The 14,909-nt window shown below is 64.1% G+C and carries 11 protein-coding genes; all 11 read right to left on the bottom strand.

All coding sequences use genetic code 11. The features are described 5' to 3' along the window. Nucleotides 1-123 precede the first annotated feature (123 nt). Nucleotides 124-2,694 (bottom strand): glucans biosynthesis glucosyltransferase MdoH, encoded by a 2,571-nt coding sequence (gene mdoH, locus ACZ5BO_RS03335; protein WP_464698238.1) that lies wholly within the window; start codon nt 2,692-2,694, stop codon nt 124-126. Further along, nucleotides 2,687-4,519, bottom strand: coding sequence for a glucan biosynthesis protein G (locus tag ACZ5BO_RS03330; protein ID WP_464698236.1), 1,833 nt, complete (start codon nt 4,517-4,519; stop codon nt 2,687-2,689). The genes mdoH and ACZ5BO_RS03330 overlap by 8 nt, the downstream gene beginning before the upstream one ends. A 276-nt stretch (nt 4,520-4,795) precedes the next feature. Further along, complete coding sequence (gene dtd / locus ACZ5BO_RS03325) at nt 4,796-5,233, bottom strand: D-aminoacyl-tRNA deacylase (protein WP_025130265.1); 438 nt, start codon at nt 5,231-5,233, stop codon at nt 4,796-4,798. Continuing rightward, the gene (pip, locus tag ACZ5BO_RS03320; RefSeq protein WP_025130264.1) at nt 5,230-6,201 is read right to left on the bottom strand and encodes a prolyl aminopeptidase; all 972 of its coding nucleotides are present in this window, start codon (nt 6,199-6,201) and stop codon (nt 5,230-5,232) included. The genes dtd and pip overlap by 4 nt, the downstream gene beginning before the upstream one ends. Nucleotides 6,202-6,402: 201 nt before the next feature. Then, nucleotides 6,403-7,203 (bottom strand): N-formylglutamate deformylase, encoded by an 801-nt coding sequence (gene hutG, locus ACZ5BO_RS03315; RefSeq protein WP_464698233.1) that lies wholly within the window; start codon nt 7,201-7,203, stop codon nt 6,403-6,405. A gap of 10 nt (nt 7,204-7,213) precedes the next feature. Next, a complete protein-coding gene (hutI, locus tag ACZ5BO_RS03310) occupies nt 7,214-8,419 on the bottom strand; it encodes an imidazolonepropionase (RefSeq protein WP_464698231.1) in 1,206 nt (401 codons plus the stop codon). Nucleotides 8,420-8,431: 12 nt separating this feature from the next. Next, entirely contained in the window at nt 8,432-9,844 is a 1,413-nt protein-coding gene (locus tag ACZ5BO_RS03305) for an amino acid permease (protein ID WP_025130261.1), read from the bottom strand. A 155-nt stretch (nt 9,845-9,999) separates the two neighbouring features. Continuing rightward, the gene (gene hutH, locus ACZ5BO_RS03300; RefSeq protein ID WP_029978558.1) at nt 10,000-11,538 is read right to left on the bottom strand and encodes a histidine ammonia-lyase; all 1,539 of its coding nucleotides are present in this window, start codon (nt 11,536-11,538) and stop codon (nt 10,000-10,002) included. 116 nt (nt 11,539-11,654) lie between these two features. Continuing rightward, nucleotides 11,655-13,178 carry an HAL/PAL/TAL family ammonia-lyase gene (locus ACZ5BO_RS03295; RefSeq protein ID WP_025130259.1) on the bottom strand — a complete coding sequence of 508 codons (1,524 nt, stop codon included), beginning with the start codon at nt 13,176-13,178 and terminating at the stop codon, nt 11,655-11,657. A gap of 52 nt (nt 13,179-13,230) precedes the next feature. Continuing rightward, nucleotides 13,231-14,061: a quaternary amine ABC transporter ATP-binding protein gene (locus tag ACZ5BO_RS03290; protein ID WP_464698228.1), complete on the bottom strand. Its 831-nt coding sequence runs from the start codon at nt 14,059-14,061 to the stop codon at nt 13,231-13,233. Continuing rightward, nucleotides 14,058-14,909, bottom strand: a complete 852-nt coding sequence (locus tag ACZ5BO_RS03285) for an ABC transporter permease (protein WP_025130258.1) — start codon at nt 14,907-14,909, stop codon at nt 14,058-14,060. Before ACZ5BO_RS03285 ends, ACZ5BO_RS03290 begins: the two co-directional genes overlap by 4 nt.

Below are 14,909 nucleotides of genomic sequence, written 5' to 3'. Positions count from 1 at the left end.
GCGGGTGCGATGCTAACGCACTCGGCCATTTGCACAAGGATTTTTGTTGTTACAGAGGGGGATGGGGGACTATTGGTCGCACACAGCAAAACGCCCTTGAGTGGGAGCTCAAGGGCGTTGGCTTCAAGCCGGTTGCGGCGCCGTGTTCAGCGGCTGCAACGGCAGCAGCGGCGCATGGGGATCGGCCTCCACCGACTGGCGCCAGGCACTCAGCCAATCGCTGTGGCCTTCGCTCCAGACTTGCTGGTGCAGGCGCCCCAAGGCCACCGGATCGCTCAACAGCGCCAGGCGCTCGCTGTTGTTCAAGGCCTGTGGGCCGACTTTAAGGGCATGGCGCACCCGCTCCTGGCGCAGCCATTCGATCGGCTCGGCCTGGGTGTGGCGGGACGTCGCCAGGGCACAGGCCAGGGCGTTCTGCTGCGGGTCGACCACGGCCCGGACAAAGCCGTCGTTGAGCGCATGCCAGCGGTTTTCGTGGGTGTACTGGTCGGTGGCCAGCAGCGCCTGGGGCGGGGCGTATTCCTCGGGGATCAGGAACAGGCTTTCATCACGGGACTTCAAGCCCAGGCCCACCCGGCTGGAGATCACCGACACCGGGATCGACAGCATCAACGAACCGACGATCGGCACCAGCCACCAGAGGAAGCTCGGGTTCAGCCAGATCACCAGCAGCGCCCAGCAGAAGCCCAGCAGGGTCTGCGGACCGTGGCGGCGCACCGCTTCGCTCCACGGCGTGGAGTCGTCGTCACGCTGCGGCGAATTCCAGGTCGCAGCCCAGCCGAGGAACGCGGCCAGTACGAAACGGGTGTGGAAGATCATCCGCACCGGCGCCAGCAACATGGAGAACAGCATCTCCAGGAGCATCGACAGGGTCACCTTGAACTTGCCGCCGAACTCTTTCGCGCCCTTGGCCCAGATCAGGATGATGCTCAACAGCTTGGGCAGGAACAGCAGCACGATAGTGGTGGAGAACAGGGCGATGGCCTTGTCCGGATGCCACTGCGGCCACAGCGGATACAGCTGCCGCGGCTCGAGGAAGTACTGCGGCTCCATCAGGGTGTTGACCGCCAGCAATGCGGTGGACAGCACCAGGAAGAAGAACCACAGCGGCGCCGAGAGGTAGGACATCACCCCGGTGAGGAACACCGCACGGTGCACCGGGTGCATGCCCTTGACCAGGAACAGGCGGAAGTTCATCAGGTTGCCGTGGCACCAGCGCCGGTCACGCTTGAGCTCGTCCAGCAGGTTCGGCGGCAGCTCTTCATAGCTGCCCGGCAGGTCGTAGGCAATCCACACGCCCCAGCCGGCACGGCGCATCAGCGCGGCTTCGACGAAGTCGTGAGAGAGGATCGCACCGGCGAAGGCACCCTTACCGGGCAACGGCGCCAGGGCGCAGTGCTCGATGAACGGCTGCATGCGAATGATCGCGTTGTGGCCCCAGTAGTGGGACTCACCCAACTGCCAGAAGTGCAGGCCGGCGGTGAACAGCGGGCCGTAGACCCGAGTGGCGAACTGCTGCATGCGCGCATACAGGGTGTCCATGCCTGAAGCCCGGGGCGCGGTCTGGATGATTCCCGCATCCGGCGTGGCCTCCATCAGGCGTACCAGGCTGGTCAGGCATTCGCCGCTCATCACGCTGTCGGCGTCGAGCACCACCATGTACTTGTAGTCGCCGCCCCAGCGGCGGCAGAAGTCGTCGAGGTTGCCGCTCTTGCGCTTCACCCGACGGCGACGGCGGCGGTAGAAGATCTTGCCGAAGCCCTTGGCTTCCCGGCAGACGTCCAGCCAGGCCTGCTGTTCGGCCACGCAGATATCGCTGTCGTTACTGTCGCTGAGGACGAAGAAATCGAAACGGTCCAGGTCACCGGTGGCCGCCACCGACTCGAAGGTCGCGCGCAGGCCGGCAAACACCCGGGGCACGTCTTCGTTGCAGATCGGCATCACCAGCGCGGTACGAGCGTCCTTGGGAATCGGCTCGTTGCCGGCACTGGCACCGGAAATCCGGTACTTGTCATGGCCGGTGAGCAGTTCCAGGAAACCCATCAACGCGGTCCAGAAACCAGCGGACACCCAGCAGAACAGGATCCCGAACAGAATCAGGATGCTGGTCTGCAGGGCATAAGGCAGCACTTGCTGGGCGGTCTGCATCAGCGGCTGGTGCATGACCTCTTCCAGGTCGACGAAGGACCAGCCCTGGTACGGCATGATGCCTTTCATGTACCAGCCGGCGACGATGGTCTGGCCGAGCATCAGCACCAGCAGGATATAGCGGCGGATCGAACCCACGGTGCGCCAGCGGGCCGCCGGCAGCACGCGTTCGTCCTTCTTCGGTGCCGGTGGATTGGTGCGCCCGGTCAGGCGCCGCCAGCCACGCACCAGGATATTGGTGCGCCACGGCTCCGGGACCACCTTGGTCCGGCGGATCGGCGGCGTGGCCTTGAGGCAGACCCGGCCTTCAGCGTCGACCGCGAGCATTTCCGCGTCTTCAAGTTCAGCGGCGGTGCTCAGGCTCAGGCGCGGGCCCACCGAGGCCTGGGCGGCGTCGGTGGGGCCATCGAAGGTCGATGACGACAAGCGTTGGTGCAGTTCGCTGAAGGACTGGCAGCCCGCGAGTTCCGCGCGCTGCTCATCCGACATCGGCAGGTGCGCCAGGTACTCGGCAAGAGACGCTGGCTGTAGTTGAGAGTTACTCATCGGCAGGCAACTGGTAGCTCCAGGTCTCGGTCAGGACTTGTTCAGTTTTAACCGGTTCCGGTGTGGCTGGGGCCGCTTCTGCAGCCGCTGGCTGCTTGGCGTCTTTGTGGTCCTTGTCCTTGGCGTTCTTGGCGTCTTTAGCCTCTTGGGCCGGCTTGGCTTGCGCCTGCTTGGCAGCGGCCGCGGCGGCTTCCTTGTCTTTCTTCTCCTGCTGCTTGGCGGCGAGCTTGTCGGCCTTGGCAATGGAAGAATTGGAGTTGGGCGTCGAGGCCTTGGCCGGCTCGGGTTGCGGAATATCACGGACCAGGGCAGCGCGCATCTCGGTGGACTTGCTCGCGTCCTTGATCTTCATCCGCAGGGTCAGGCGCCAGCCCTTGGTTTCCGGGTTGTAGCGAACGCTGTTTTCCACCAGCTCGGCGTTGTCGCCGACACTGACCTGGCTGCGAACGTCGGCGTTCTCCGGCAATGCCGCCAGGGACGGACCTTCGAAGTCCACCAGGTAGGCCACGCTGCCATCAGGCTGGCGAATCAGGTTGGACTGCTTGACGTCGCCGGTGGAGCGCAGGGTCTGTTGTACCCAGGCGCTGTCAGGGGAATGCAGGGCGGCTTCGTCGATGGTCCAGTGCAGACGGTAGGCGAAGTCCAGCGGCTTGCCTGGCTCAGGTTGTTTTTCCGGGTTCCAGAACGCCACGATGTTGTCGTTGGTTTCGTCTGCCGTCGGGATTTCCACCAGGTCGACGGTGCCCTTGCCCCAGTCGCCCTTGGGCTCGATCCAGGCGCTTGGGCGCTTGTCGTAGCGATCGTCGAGGTCTTCATAGTGGCTGAAGTCGCGGCCACGTTGCAGCAGGCCGAAGCCGCGCGGGTTCTCCACCGAGAAGTTGCTCACGGCCAGGTGTTTCGGGTTGTTCAGCGGACGCCAGATCCACTCGCCATTGCCGGCATGGATCGACAGGCCGCTGGAGTCGTGCAGCTCGCGACGGTAGTTGAGGACTTTCGACGGCTGGTTGGCACCGAACAGGTACATGCTGGTCAGCGGGGCCAGGCCCAGCTTGCCGACATTGTCACGCAGGAACACCCGGGCCTTGACGTCGACGATGGTGTCGGCGCCCGGGCGCAGGGTCAGGCGATAGGCGCCACTGGCGCGCGGCGAATCCAGCAGGGCATAGATCACCAGGTGCTTGTCGGTCGGCTTGGGCTGCTGGATCCAGAACTCGCTGAAGCGCGGGAACTCTTCACCGGACGGCAGGGCGGTATCGATCGCCAGGCCACGGGCAGACAGGCCATAGGTGTGGCCCTTGCCGACGACGCGGAAATAGCTCGCGCCGAGCATGGTCATGATCTCGTCTTGCTTGTCGGCCTTGTTGATCGGGTACAGCACCCGGAAACCGGCGTAGCCGAGTTTCTCGGTGGCCTTGGGATCGAACTTCACGTCACCGAAATCGAAACGGTTGGGGTCGTACTTGATCTCGGTAACGGTGTTGGCGCTGATCTCGTTGATCTTCACCGGCGTGTCGAAGTGCATGCCCTGGTGATAGAACGACAGCTTGAACGGGGTTTTCTGATCGGCCCATTCGGCTTTTTCGGTGAGGAAGCGGATTTTCTGGTAATCCGCGAACTTCATCTCACGGAACTCGTTCGGCAGGTTACTGCGCGGAGCCTCGTATTTCTGCCCGGCCAGTTCCTTGGCTTTGGCCGACACGTCATCCAGGTTGAATGCCATGAGTTGGCCAGCACCGAACAGGCAGGCCAGCGCAGAGCCCGTCACCAGTGCGTTTCGTAACCGTTTGGCAAACAAGTTTGGTGCATTACAGGGACTAACAATCACGAGCAACCCTCGCCGAAAACAGATCAAAAAACCAACGGCCAGCTATCTATATGCCAGGTTGGCGAGCATTGTTCCGACTCCGATGGGGCTAAATGATTCCCCAAGCGGCCGTGGACAAGTCTCTACTTAAGTCAAAATGGGCCAACGAACGCTGATCCCCGTAGCGCGCGATTATCTAGTAGCCCGCGTTACAACGCATCAGGGGTAACAAAGTATTTATCGCGAAAAACAGCTGTTTCCACGGTAAAACAGCGGAAAAAGATGTTTCAGACGCTTTCAGGCCTGTAACAGGAAGGTTACCGGGCCATCATTGACCAGGTGCACCTGCATGTCAGCACCAAAACGCCCTGATGCCACTTTGCCATGTAACTGTTGCGCCTTGGCGACCAGATAGTCGAAAAGCTCTTCGCCAAGGGCCGGTGGCGCGGCCGTGGAAAAGCTCGGCCGCAGGCCGCTTTTGGTGTCCGCCGCCAAGGTGAATTGCGACACCAGCAGCAATCCGCCCTGCACATCGGCCAAGGACAGGTTCATCTTGCCCTCGGCGTCACTGAACACCCGATAGTTAAGCAGCTTATGCAGGAGTTTGTCGGCGCTGGCCCGAGTGTCCCCGGGCTCTACCGCCACCAGCACCAGCAAACCCTGGTCCACCGCGCCGACCACCTCGCCGGCAACTTCCACTCGCGCGCCGGCCACGCGTTGCAACAGGCCCTTCATGCTTCTTCAGGCGGCAGGTCGAGCAGGCGCCGGGCCATCTGGTCGGTGGCGCGCACCAGGGCATCGGTGATGCCTGGCTCGGACGCCGCGTGACCGGCGTCGCGAATCACCTGCAGTTCGCTGTTGGGCCAGGCCTGGTGCAGCTCCCAGGCGTTGTCCAGGGGGCAGATCACATCGTAACGACCGTGGACGATGACTCCGGGCAAATGGGCGATCTTGCCCATGTCGCGGATCAACTGGTCAGGTTCGAGGAAGGCGTTGTTGGTGAAGTAATGGCATTCGATCCGGGCAATCGACAGCGCCCGCTGCGGCTCGGAGAAACGGTCCACCACCAACGGGTTGGGGCGCAGGGTCGCGGTGCGCCCTTCCCAGCCCGACCAGGCCTTGGCCGCATGCATCTGGGCGATCTGGTCGGTGCCGGTCAGGCGCTTGTGGAAGGCGCTGACCAGGTCATGCCGCTCTTCCAGGGGAATCGGCGCCACGTAGTCCTGCCAGTAGTCGGGGAACAGGCGGCTGGCGCCACACTGGTAGTACCACTGGATCTCCTGGGGCCGGGCCAGGAAGATGCCCCGCACGATCAGGCCGAGGACCCGATCCGGGTGGGTTTGTGCATAGGCCAGGGCCAGGGTCGAGCCCCAGGAACCGCCAAACAGCACCCACTTGTCGATGCCCAGGTGCTGGCGAATCCGCTCAAGGTCGGCCACCAGGTCCCAGGTGGTGTTGTTTTCCAGGCTGGCGTGGGGGGTGGAACGGCCGCAACCGCGCTGGTCGAAGGTGACAATGCGATACAGGTTGGGGTCGAAGTAGCAACGACTCGCACCATCGCAGCCCGCGCCGGGACCGCCATGAATGAACACCACCGGCAAACCTTCCGGTGAACCACTTTCGTCGACATACAGCACGTGGGGCTTGTCGACGGCCAGATCGTGCCGGGCATAGGGTTTGATCTGCGGGTACAAAGTCTGCATTACGCGCTCCGTGGAGGTCGGGTTCATCCCTGGTGGGGACTTCATTTATTCTGCCGTCCGGCATCATAAACCCGAATGACGCAATGAGCATGTCCTTGGAGAAAACAGGGTTGTTCGCAGGTTTGCGCTGGGATCGAAGGCGCTTCGCGAGCAAGCTCGCTCCTACACAAAGGCGTGTACCCGCGGTAGGAGCGCTTGCTGTCAGGCGTAACGTTCCTGCCCCCAGGCCAGCAGCCCCTGGAGCAATTCCTTGAGCACCACCTGGGTCGGTGCTGCCAGGTCCTCGCGATAGCGGAACGGTTCGAACTCTTCCATGTAGGCGCTCTGTGCCAGCTCCAGTTGCACGGCATGGACATGCTCGGCCGGGTTGCCGTAGTGGCGGGTGATATGCCCGCCCTTGAAGCGCCCGTTGAGCACATGGGTGTAGTCGCTGTGGCCGGCGCAGATCGCCTCCAGCCGGCTGGCCAGTTGCGGATCGCAGCTGGCGCCATTGAAGGTGCCGAGGTTGAAGTCCGGCAGCTTGCCCTCGAACAGGTGCGGGATCAGCGAGCGGATGGAGTGGGCATCGAACAGCAAGGCATAGCCGAACTCGGCCTTGAGCCGCGCCAGCTCCTCCTGCAGGGTGCGGTGGTAAGGCCCCCACACCTCGTGCAGGTACTGCTCGCGCTCTTCCCTGGACGGCGCCTGCCCTTCGACGAACAAGGGTTCGCCGTCGAACAGGGTGGCCGGGTACAGGCCCGTGGTGGCTCCCACGTACAGGGGCTTGTCATCGGACGGGCGGTTCAGGTCGATGACGAAACGCGAATACTCGGCCGCCAGGGTGCTGGCTCCCAGTTCCTGGGCAAACTGGTACAGCCGTGGAATATGCCAGTCGGTGTCCGGCAGGCTCTGCGCCTGGGGCACCAGCCCGGCGGCTACCGCCGGGGTCAGGCGCGTACCGGCGTGGGGCATGCTGATCAGCAGCGGCACCCGGCCTTGTTTGAAATTCAGAACCTTATCCACAACCCTTCTCCTACACAGTCACTTCAACGCCGTGTCGCACGACGCGTTTTTCCAGGTCGCCCCCCAGCCAGTAGGCCAGGTCGGCGGGACGATCGATCTGCCAGGCGACAAAATCCGCCACCTTGCCCACCTCCAGCGAACCATGGGTGTTTTCCATGCCCAGGGCCTGGGCCGCATGCAGGGTAACCCCGGCCAGGGCCTCCTCGGGGGTCATGCGAAAGCAGGTGCAGGCCATGTTCAGCATCAGTCGCAGCGACAGGGCCGGCGAGGTACCAGGATTGAGGTCGCTGGCCACGGCGATCTTCACCCCGTGCTTGCGCAAGGCGTCCATCGGCGGCAACTGGGTTTCCCGCAGGAAGTAGAAGGCCCCGGGCAGCAAGACCGCCACGGTGCCCGAAGCCGCCATGGCGATGGCGTCATCCTCGGTCATGAACTCCAGGTGATCGGCAGACAGCGCATGGTAGCGCGCCGCCAGGCTCGAGCCATGCAAGGACGACAGCTGCTCGGCATGCAGCTTGACCGGCAGGCCGAGCTTTTGCGCGGCAATGAACACCCGTTCCACTTGGGCCGGGGAGAACGCCAGGTACTCACAGAAGGCATCCACGGCGTCCACCAGCCCCTCGGCCGCCAGGGCCGGGAGCATCTCGCTGCAGATGTGCTCGATGTAGTCATCGGCGCGCTCGGCGTATTCCGGCGGCAGGGCATGGGCCGCCAGGCAGGTACTGCGCACGCTGACCGGCAGCGCCTCGCCGAGACGACGGATGACCCGCAGGATCTTGCGCTCGCTGGCCAAGTCCAGGCCGTAGCCGGACTTGATCTCGACACTGGTGACGCCATCGCGCAGCAGGCTCAGCAGGCGCTTGCGAGCACTGGCGAACAGCTCATCCTCAGTGGCCGCGCGGGTCGCCCGCACGGTGCTGGCAATACCGCCACCGGCCGCGGCGATCTCGGCGTAGCTCACGCCCTGCAGGCGCTGTTCGAACTCGCCGCTGCGGTTGCCGCCAAACACCGTGTGGGTGTGGCAATCGATCAGGCCCGGGGTGACCCAGGCGCCCGCCAGGTCCTGGACCTGGTGGTAATCGGCGACCGGCGCCTGCTGGCGCCGGCCGATCCACTCGATGTGCGCCCCTGACGTCACGATGGCCGCGTCCTCGATGATCGAGTAGCTACCCTGGGCCATGCTGGCGACGTTGCAGTGTTGCCAAAGAGTTTTCATCCAAGGCCTCCGTTAATGATCAGTAGGTAAAGAAGTATCGGCATTGACCCGCTGCACCTGGCCAGCCAAAGGCTTGACCCAGAGCATATAGGCCACCACCAGCAAAACAATCCACACCACGCCCACCGCCAGCGCCGCCTGGGTTTTCGGGAAGTAGCCCAGCACACCGAAGATGAACAGCATGAAGGCGATGGCCGCTGCCGGTGCCCAGGGCCAGAACGGTACCTTGAACTCCAGCTTGGCCACCTGCTCGGCAGTCATGGAGCGGCGCATGGCCACATGAGTCAGGAGAATCATCAGCCACACCCAGACCGTGGCGAAAGTCGCCAGGGAGGCGATCACCAGGAAGATGTTTTCCGGGATCAGGTAGTTGAGCACCACGCCGATCAGCAGGGTTGCCGCCATCACCACCACGGTCATCCACGGCACGCCGTGCTTGGACACCTGGGCAAAACCTTTGGGCGCCTGCCCTTGCTGGGCCAGGCCGTACATCATGCGCCCGGCACCGAAAATATCGCTGTTGATGGCCGATACTGCCGCCGAGATCACCACGATATTGAGAATGGTCGCCGCCGAGCTGATGCCCAGGCTGTCAAAGATCTGCACGAAGGGGCTGCCCTGGGTGCCGATCTGCGGCCAGGGGAAAATCGACATCAGCACGAACAGGGTCAGCACGTAGAACAACAGGATGCGCAACGGCACCGCGTTGATCGCCTTGGGAATGACCCGCTTCGGATCCTGGGCCTCACCGGCGGTGACACCGATGATCTCGATACCGCCGAAGGCGAACATCACCACCGCGAAAGAAGCGATCAACCCGGAGATGCCATTGGGCATGAAGCCGCCATGGGCCCAGAGGTTGCTGGCGCCGGTGGCCTGCTCGCTGGCAGCGCTGCCGATACCGAACAGCATGATGCCGAAGCCGCCGAGGATCATCGCGACAATCGCGCCAACCTTGAGCAGCGACAGCCAGAACTCCATCTCGCCGAACACCTTGACGTTGCACAGGTTCAGGCCGCCGATGAACAGCACGATGGCCAGCACCCAGACCCAGCGCGCCACCTCGGGAAACCAGAAGCCCATATAGATGCCGAAGGCCGTGACATCCGCCAGGCAGACGATCAGCATCTCGAAAGCGTAGGTCCAGCCCAGAATGAAGCCCGGCAGCGGCCCCAGGTACTGGCTGGCGTAGTGGCCGAACGAGCCGGACACCGGATTGTGCACCGCCATCTCCCCGAGGGCGCGCATCACCATGAACACGGCCGCGCCACCGATCAGGTAGGCCAGCAGTACCGCCGGACCGGCCATCTGGATCGCCGAAGCGGAGCCGTAGAACAGCCCGGTGCCGATCGCCGACCCCAGAGCCATGAAACGTATGTGGCGGGCGGTCAGGCCCCGGCGTAAGCCTTTCTCTTGCGATTGCATGTCTTCGTCCCTTTTATTGTTATCGGACAGGACCACCCTGCGCGGCTGCGCAGGGTGACTGGAGCAGCTGCTCCAGCTCTGTCTTGCGGGTAACGCATCCCCTCATGGGCCGTCCCTGTCTAGCGAACACCGCATGACAGGCCGGCCGCCGCCCATCACAGGCTCGGCAACAACCGGGCAGGCAACAGATCGTTCAGGCAGCGCGAGGCCAGCAGTTCGCTCGCGGCGTTGATGTCCGGCGCGAAGAAACGGTCTTTCTCGTAGTACGCGGCCTTCTCGCGCAAGGTAGCGCGGGCTTTTTCCAGGGCCGGCGAGGTTTTCAGGCCTTCGCGCAGGTCCAGGCCCTGGCAGGCCGCCAGCCATTCCACAGCGAGCACGCCGCGGGTGTTCTCGGCCATTTCCCACAGGCGTTTGCCGGCGGCCGGGGCCATGGAGACGTGGTCTTCCTGGTTGGCTGAGGTCGGGATGCTGTCCACCGAATGCGGATGGGCCAGGGCCTTGTTCTCGCTGGCCAGGGCCGCGGCAGTCACCTGGGCGATCATGAAGCCGGAGTTGACCCCGCCATTGGCCACCAGGAACGGCGGCAGCTGGGACATGTGCTTGTCCATCATCAGCGAGATGCGACGCTCGCTCAGGGAGCCGATCTCGGCGATGGCCAGGGCCATGTTGTCGGCGGCCATGGCCACCGGCTCGGCGTGGAAGTTGCCACCGGAAATCACGTCGCCTTCGGCGGCGAACACCAGCGGGTTGTCCGAGACCGCGTTGGCTTCCACCACCAGCACTTCGGCGGCCTGGCGGAACTGGGTCAGGCAGGCACCCATGACCTGGGGCTGGCAACGCAGGGAGTACGGGTCCTGGACCTTGTCGCAGTTCTGGTGGGACGCGGAAACCTCGGTGCTGTCCCCCAGCAGCGCACGGTAGGCGGCAGCGGTGTCGATCTGGCCGCGCTGGCCGCGAGCGGCATGGATCCGTGCGTCGAAGGGCGAGCGCGAGCCGAGCACCGCTTCCACGGTCAGGCCGCCGCACACCAGGGCGCCGGCGAACAGGTCTTCACCTTCAAACAACCCGCGCAGGGCGAAGGCAGTGGAAACCTGAGTGCCGTTGAGCAGTGCCAGGCCTTCCTTGGCCGCCAGGGTCAGGGGCTTGAGACCGGCAACTTCCAGGGCTGCGGTCGCTTCCAGCCATTGGCCCTTGTAGCGCGCCTTGCCCTCGCCCAGCAGCACCAGGGACATGTGGGCCAGTGGCGCCAGGTCACCGGAAGCCCCCACCGAGCCCTTGAGCGGGATGTGCGGATAGACCTCGGCGTTGATCAGGGCGATCAGGGCATCGATCACCTGGCGGCGGATACCGGAAAAGCCACGGCTCAGGCTGTTGACCTTGAGCACCATGATCAGGCGTACCAGCTCGTCGCTGATCGGCTCGCCCACGCCAGCGGCATGGGACAGCACCAGGGAGCGCTGGAGGTTTTCCAGATCGGCACTGGCGATGCGGGTCGAAGCCAGCAGGCCAAAACCGGTGTTGATCCCGTAGGCGGTGCGGTTCTCGGCAAGGATCTGCTCGACACAGGCAACGCTGGCGTCAATCTGCGCCGAAGCGCTGCCATCCAGGGTCAGGGTCAGCGGCTGCTGATAGATGGCCCGCAGTTGGGCCAGGGTCAGTTGGCCGGGAATCAGGTTTAGCGCAGTCACATTCATGCTCCTTTTGAGAGTTTTGTAATAACTGCCAGTCGCTCCGGAAGCTTCCGTTATCCGTCGTCACGCGCTGTATCGAGCGGGTGACGCCTTGGCACGCTGGCTATGGGGAAATTCGTTTATTGCACCTTGGAAAAACGTTTGTTCAGCAGTTGCGGGTCCTTGAGCAGCGACGCCGCACTGGAGATATCCGGCGCCAGCCAGCGATCCTGGTCATAGGCCGGGACCCGCTCGCGCAGCAGGCACCAGGCAATCCCGGTCCCCGTTCCAAAGCGTTGCTGCTTGAGAAATTCAAAAGCCTGGGCTGCCAGCAGGTACTCGATGGCGAGGATCTGGGTGCAGTTCTCCAGCACCTGGTGCAGCTTCAGCGCGGCATTGGTGCCCAGGCTCAGGTGATCCTCCTGCAGGCCCGAGGTCACGTAGTTGTCGAGCACCGCCGGCTGCCCCAGCTGGCGGTTCTGCGCGCACAGCGAGGCGGCCACGTACTGCACGATCATCATCCCGGAGTTGACCCCGGGCTCGGCCACCAGGAACGCCGGCAAGCCGCTGACATGAGGATTGATCAGGCGATCCAGGCGACGCTCGGCAATGGAGCCGATCTCGGCCATGGCAATCGCCAGCAGATCCGCCGCCAGGGCCACCGACTGACCGTGGGGATTGGCCTGGGAAACCACCCGATACTGCTCCGGCGTGCCCAGCAGCAACGGGTTGTCGGTGGCGGCGTTGAGCTCGGTTTCCAGCTGTTTCGCCGCATGGGCCAACTGATCCCGAGCGGCGCCGTGCACCTGGGGAATCGAGCGGATGCTCAGGGCATCCTGGGTACGGATACCCTGGCTGGACGCAATCACCTCACTGCCTTCGAGCAGCACCCGCAAGTTACGGCCCACCACCTGCATCCCGGGATGGGCCTTGAGGGCAATGATCTCGGGGTCGAAGGCGGCGATCTGGCCGCGCAGGGCCTCGAAGCTCATGGCGCCGATCACGTCGGCCCACTGCAGCAGGCGGCTGGCGTCGGCCAGGGCCAGGCAACCGAGGCCGGTCATGCATGGCGTGCCGTTGACCAGGCACAGGCCATCCTTGGCCCCCAGCTGCACGGGTTGCAGCCCCTCCTCCGCCATCGCCACTTCGGCCGAGACCACCCGTCCGCGATAGCTGACCAGGCCGATGCCGAGCAAGGCGACACCGATGTGCGCCATGTGGGTCAGGTAGCCCACCGAACCCTGGGACGGCACCTGCGGGGTGATTCCGCGATTGAGCAACGCCAGCAGGGCCTCGACCACTTGCCGGTGAATGCCGGACTTGCCATGGCTGTAGTTGATGATCGCGGCGCAGAGGATGGCCCGGGTCTGCTCATCGGCCAGCGCCGGGCCCACGCCACAGGCGTGGCTGAGCAGGGTATTGCGCGACAGCTGGCTCAGTTGCTCGCCGGTCAGCATGACGTTGCACAAGGCTCCAAGGCCGGTGCTGATGCCATAGGCGCGCTCGCCGCTGTCGACCACCCGACGGACGATGGCCTGGGCGTTGTCGATCCGCGCCCAGGCCGAGTCCGTCAACTCAAGCTGCGCGCCGTGCCGGGCAACGGCAGCAACATCCTGCCAACCCAGGGGGGCGTCGGCGATTACGATCTTTTCAGCCAGGGACATCGGGAACCTCATCGTGAAATCTGTGGTGGGGCATTCGCCGGCAAGCCGGCTCCTACACCGTCGCGGCGCGGCGCTGGACGAAGCGGTCGACGTACTCATCCGCCGGCGAGTGGAGGATCTCCTTCGGCGTGCCGACCTGGATCAGGCGGCCGTCCTTGAGGATCGCGATGCGGTTGCCGATGCGCACCGCCTCGTCCAGGTCGTGGGTGATGAAGACGATGGTCTTGTGCAGGGTCTTCTGCAGTTCCAGCAACTGGTCCTGCATCTCCGCGCGGATCAGCGGGTCGAGGGCGCTGAAGGCTTCGTCCATGAGGATGATGTCGGTGTCCGCGGCCAGGGCCCGGGCCAGGCCGACCCGCTGGCGCATGCCGCCGGACAGCTGGTGCGGGTACTTCTTCTCGTACCCCTTGAGGCCCACGGTGTTGATCCAGTGCAGGGCGCGCTCGGCGCACAGCGACTTGTTCTCGCCGCGCACCTTGAGGCCGTAGGCGACGTTGTCCTGGACGTTGCGATGGGGCAGCAGGCCGAAGCTCTGGAACACCATGCTGATCTTGTGCCGGCGGAATTGGCGCAGGGCTTCCATGTCGTACTGCAGGATGTCCTCGCCATCCACCAGGATCGCCCCGCTGGTGGGGTCGATCAGGCGGTTGAAGTGGCGCACCAGGGTCGACTTGCCGGAACCGGACAGGCCCATGATGACGAAGATCTCACCGGTGCCGATGCTCAGGGACAGGTCATTGACCCCGACCACGCAGCCGGTTTCGGCCAGCACCTGGTCCTTGCCCTGGCCTTGGCCAATCATCGCCAGGGCGTCGGCGGAACGGCTGCCGAAAATCTTGAAGACGTTCTTCACTTCGATCTTGCTGACGGCTGGGCTGCTCATTTGCTCACCTCATGGCGTGGACGACCGTAGGCCTGGGTAATGCGGTCGATCACCACCGCCAGAATCACGATCGCCAGCCCGGCTTCCAGGCCACGACCGACGTTGAGGGTCTGGATGCCCACCAGCACATCCTCGCCCAGGCCACGGGCACCGATCATCGAGGCGATCACCACCATCGACAGGGCCATCATGGTGGTCTGGTTGATCCCGGCCATGATGCTCGGCAGGGCCAGGGGCAGTTGCACGCCGAACAGCTGCTGCCAGCGGTTGGCGCCGAAGGCGTTGATCGCCTCCATCACTTCGCCGTCCACCTGGCGGATGCCCAGGTCGGTCAGGCGGATCAACGGCGGCGCGGCATAGATCACGGTGGCGAAGATCGCTGGCACCTTGCCCAGGCCGAACAGCATCAGCACCGGGATCAGGTACACGAAGCTGGGCATGGTCTGCATGATGTCCAGCAACGGCATCAGCACCGAACGCAGGCGGTTGCTGCGGGCCGAGAGGATCCCCAGGGGAATGCCGATCAGCACCGAGATCAGCGTGGCCACCAGCATCAGCGCCAGGGTCTGCATCAGCTTGTCCCACAGGCCGACGGCCCCTACCAGGAACAGCAGGCCGACAATCACCGCCGTGGTCAGCAGCTTGCGCGTCGAGTGCCAGGCGATGCCGCCGACAATCGCCAGCATCAGCCACCAGGGCGCCATGCGCAGCAGGCCTTCGAGGTTGACGATGGCCCACAGCAGGGTGTCGGAGATGTGCCGGAACACGTCGCCATAGTTGGTCACCAGGGAGTCGACCCAGCCGTTGACCCAGTCGGCGATGGAAAAGGTGAAGCTTTCTGGAAACAT

The sequence above is a fragment of the Pseudomonas sp. FFPRI_1 genome, assembly GCF_055384485.1.
The sequence above is the reverse complement of the archived record's forward strand: the minus strand, read 5'-3'. Positions and strand labels throughout refer to the sequence as shown.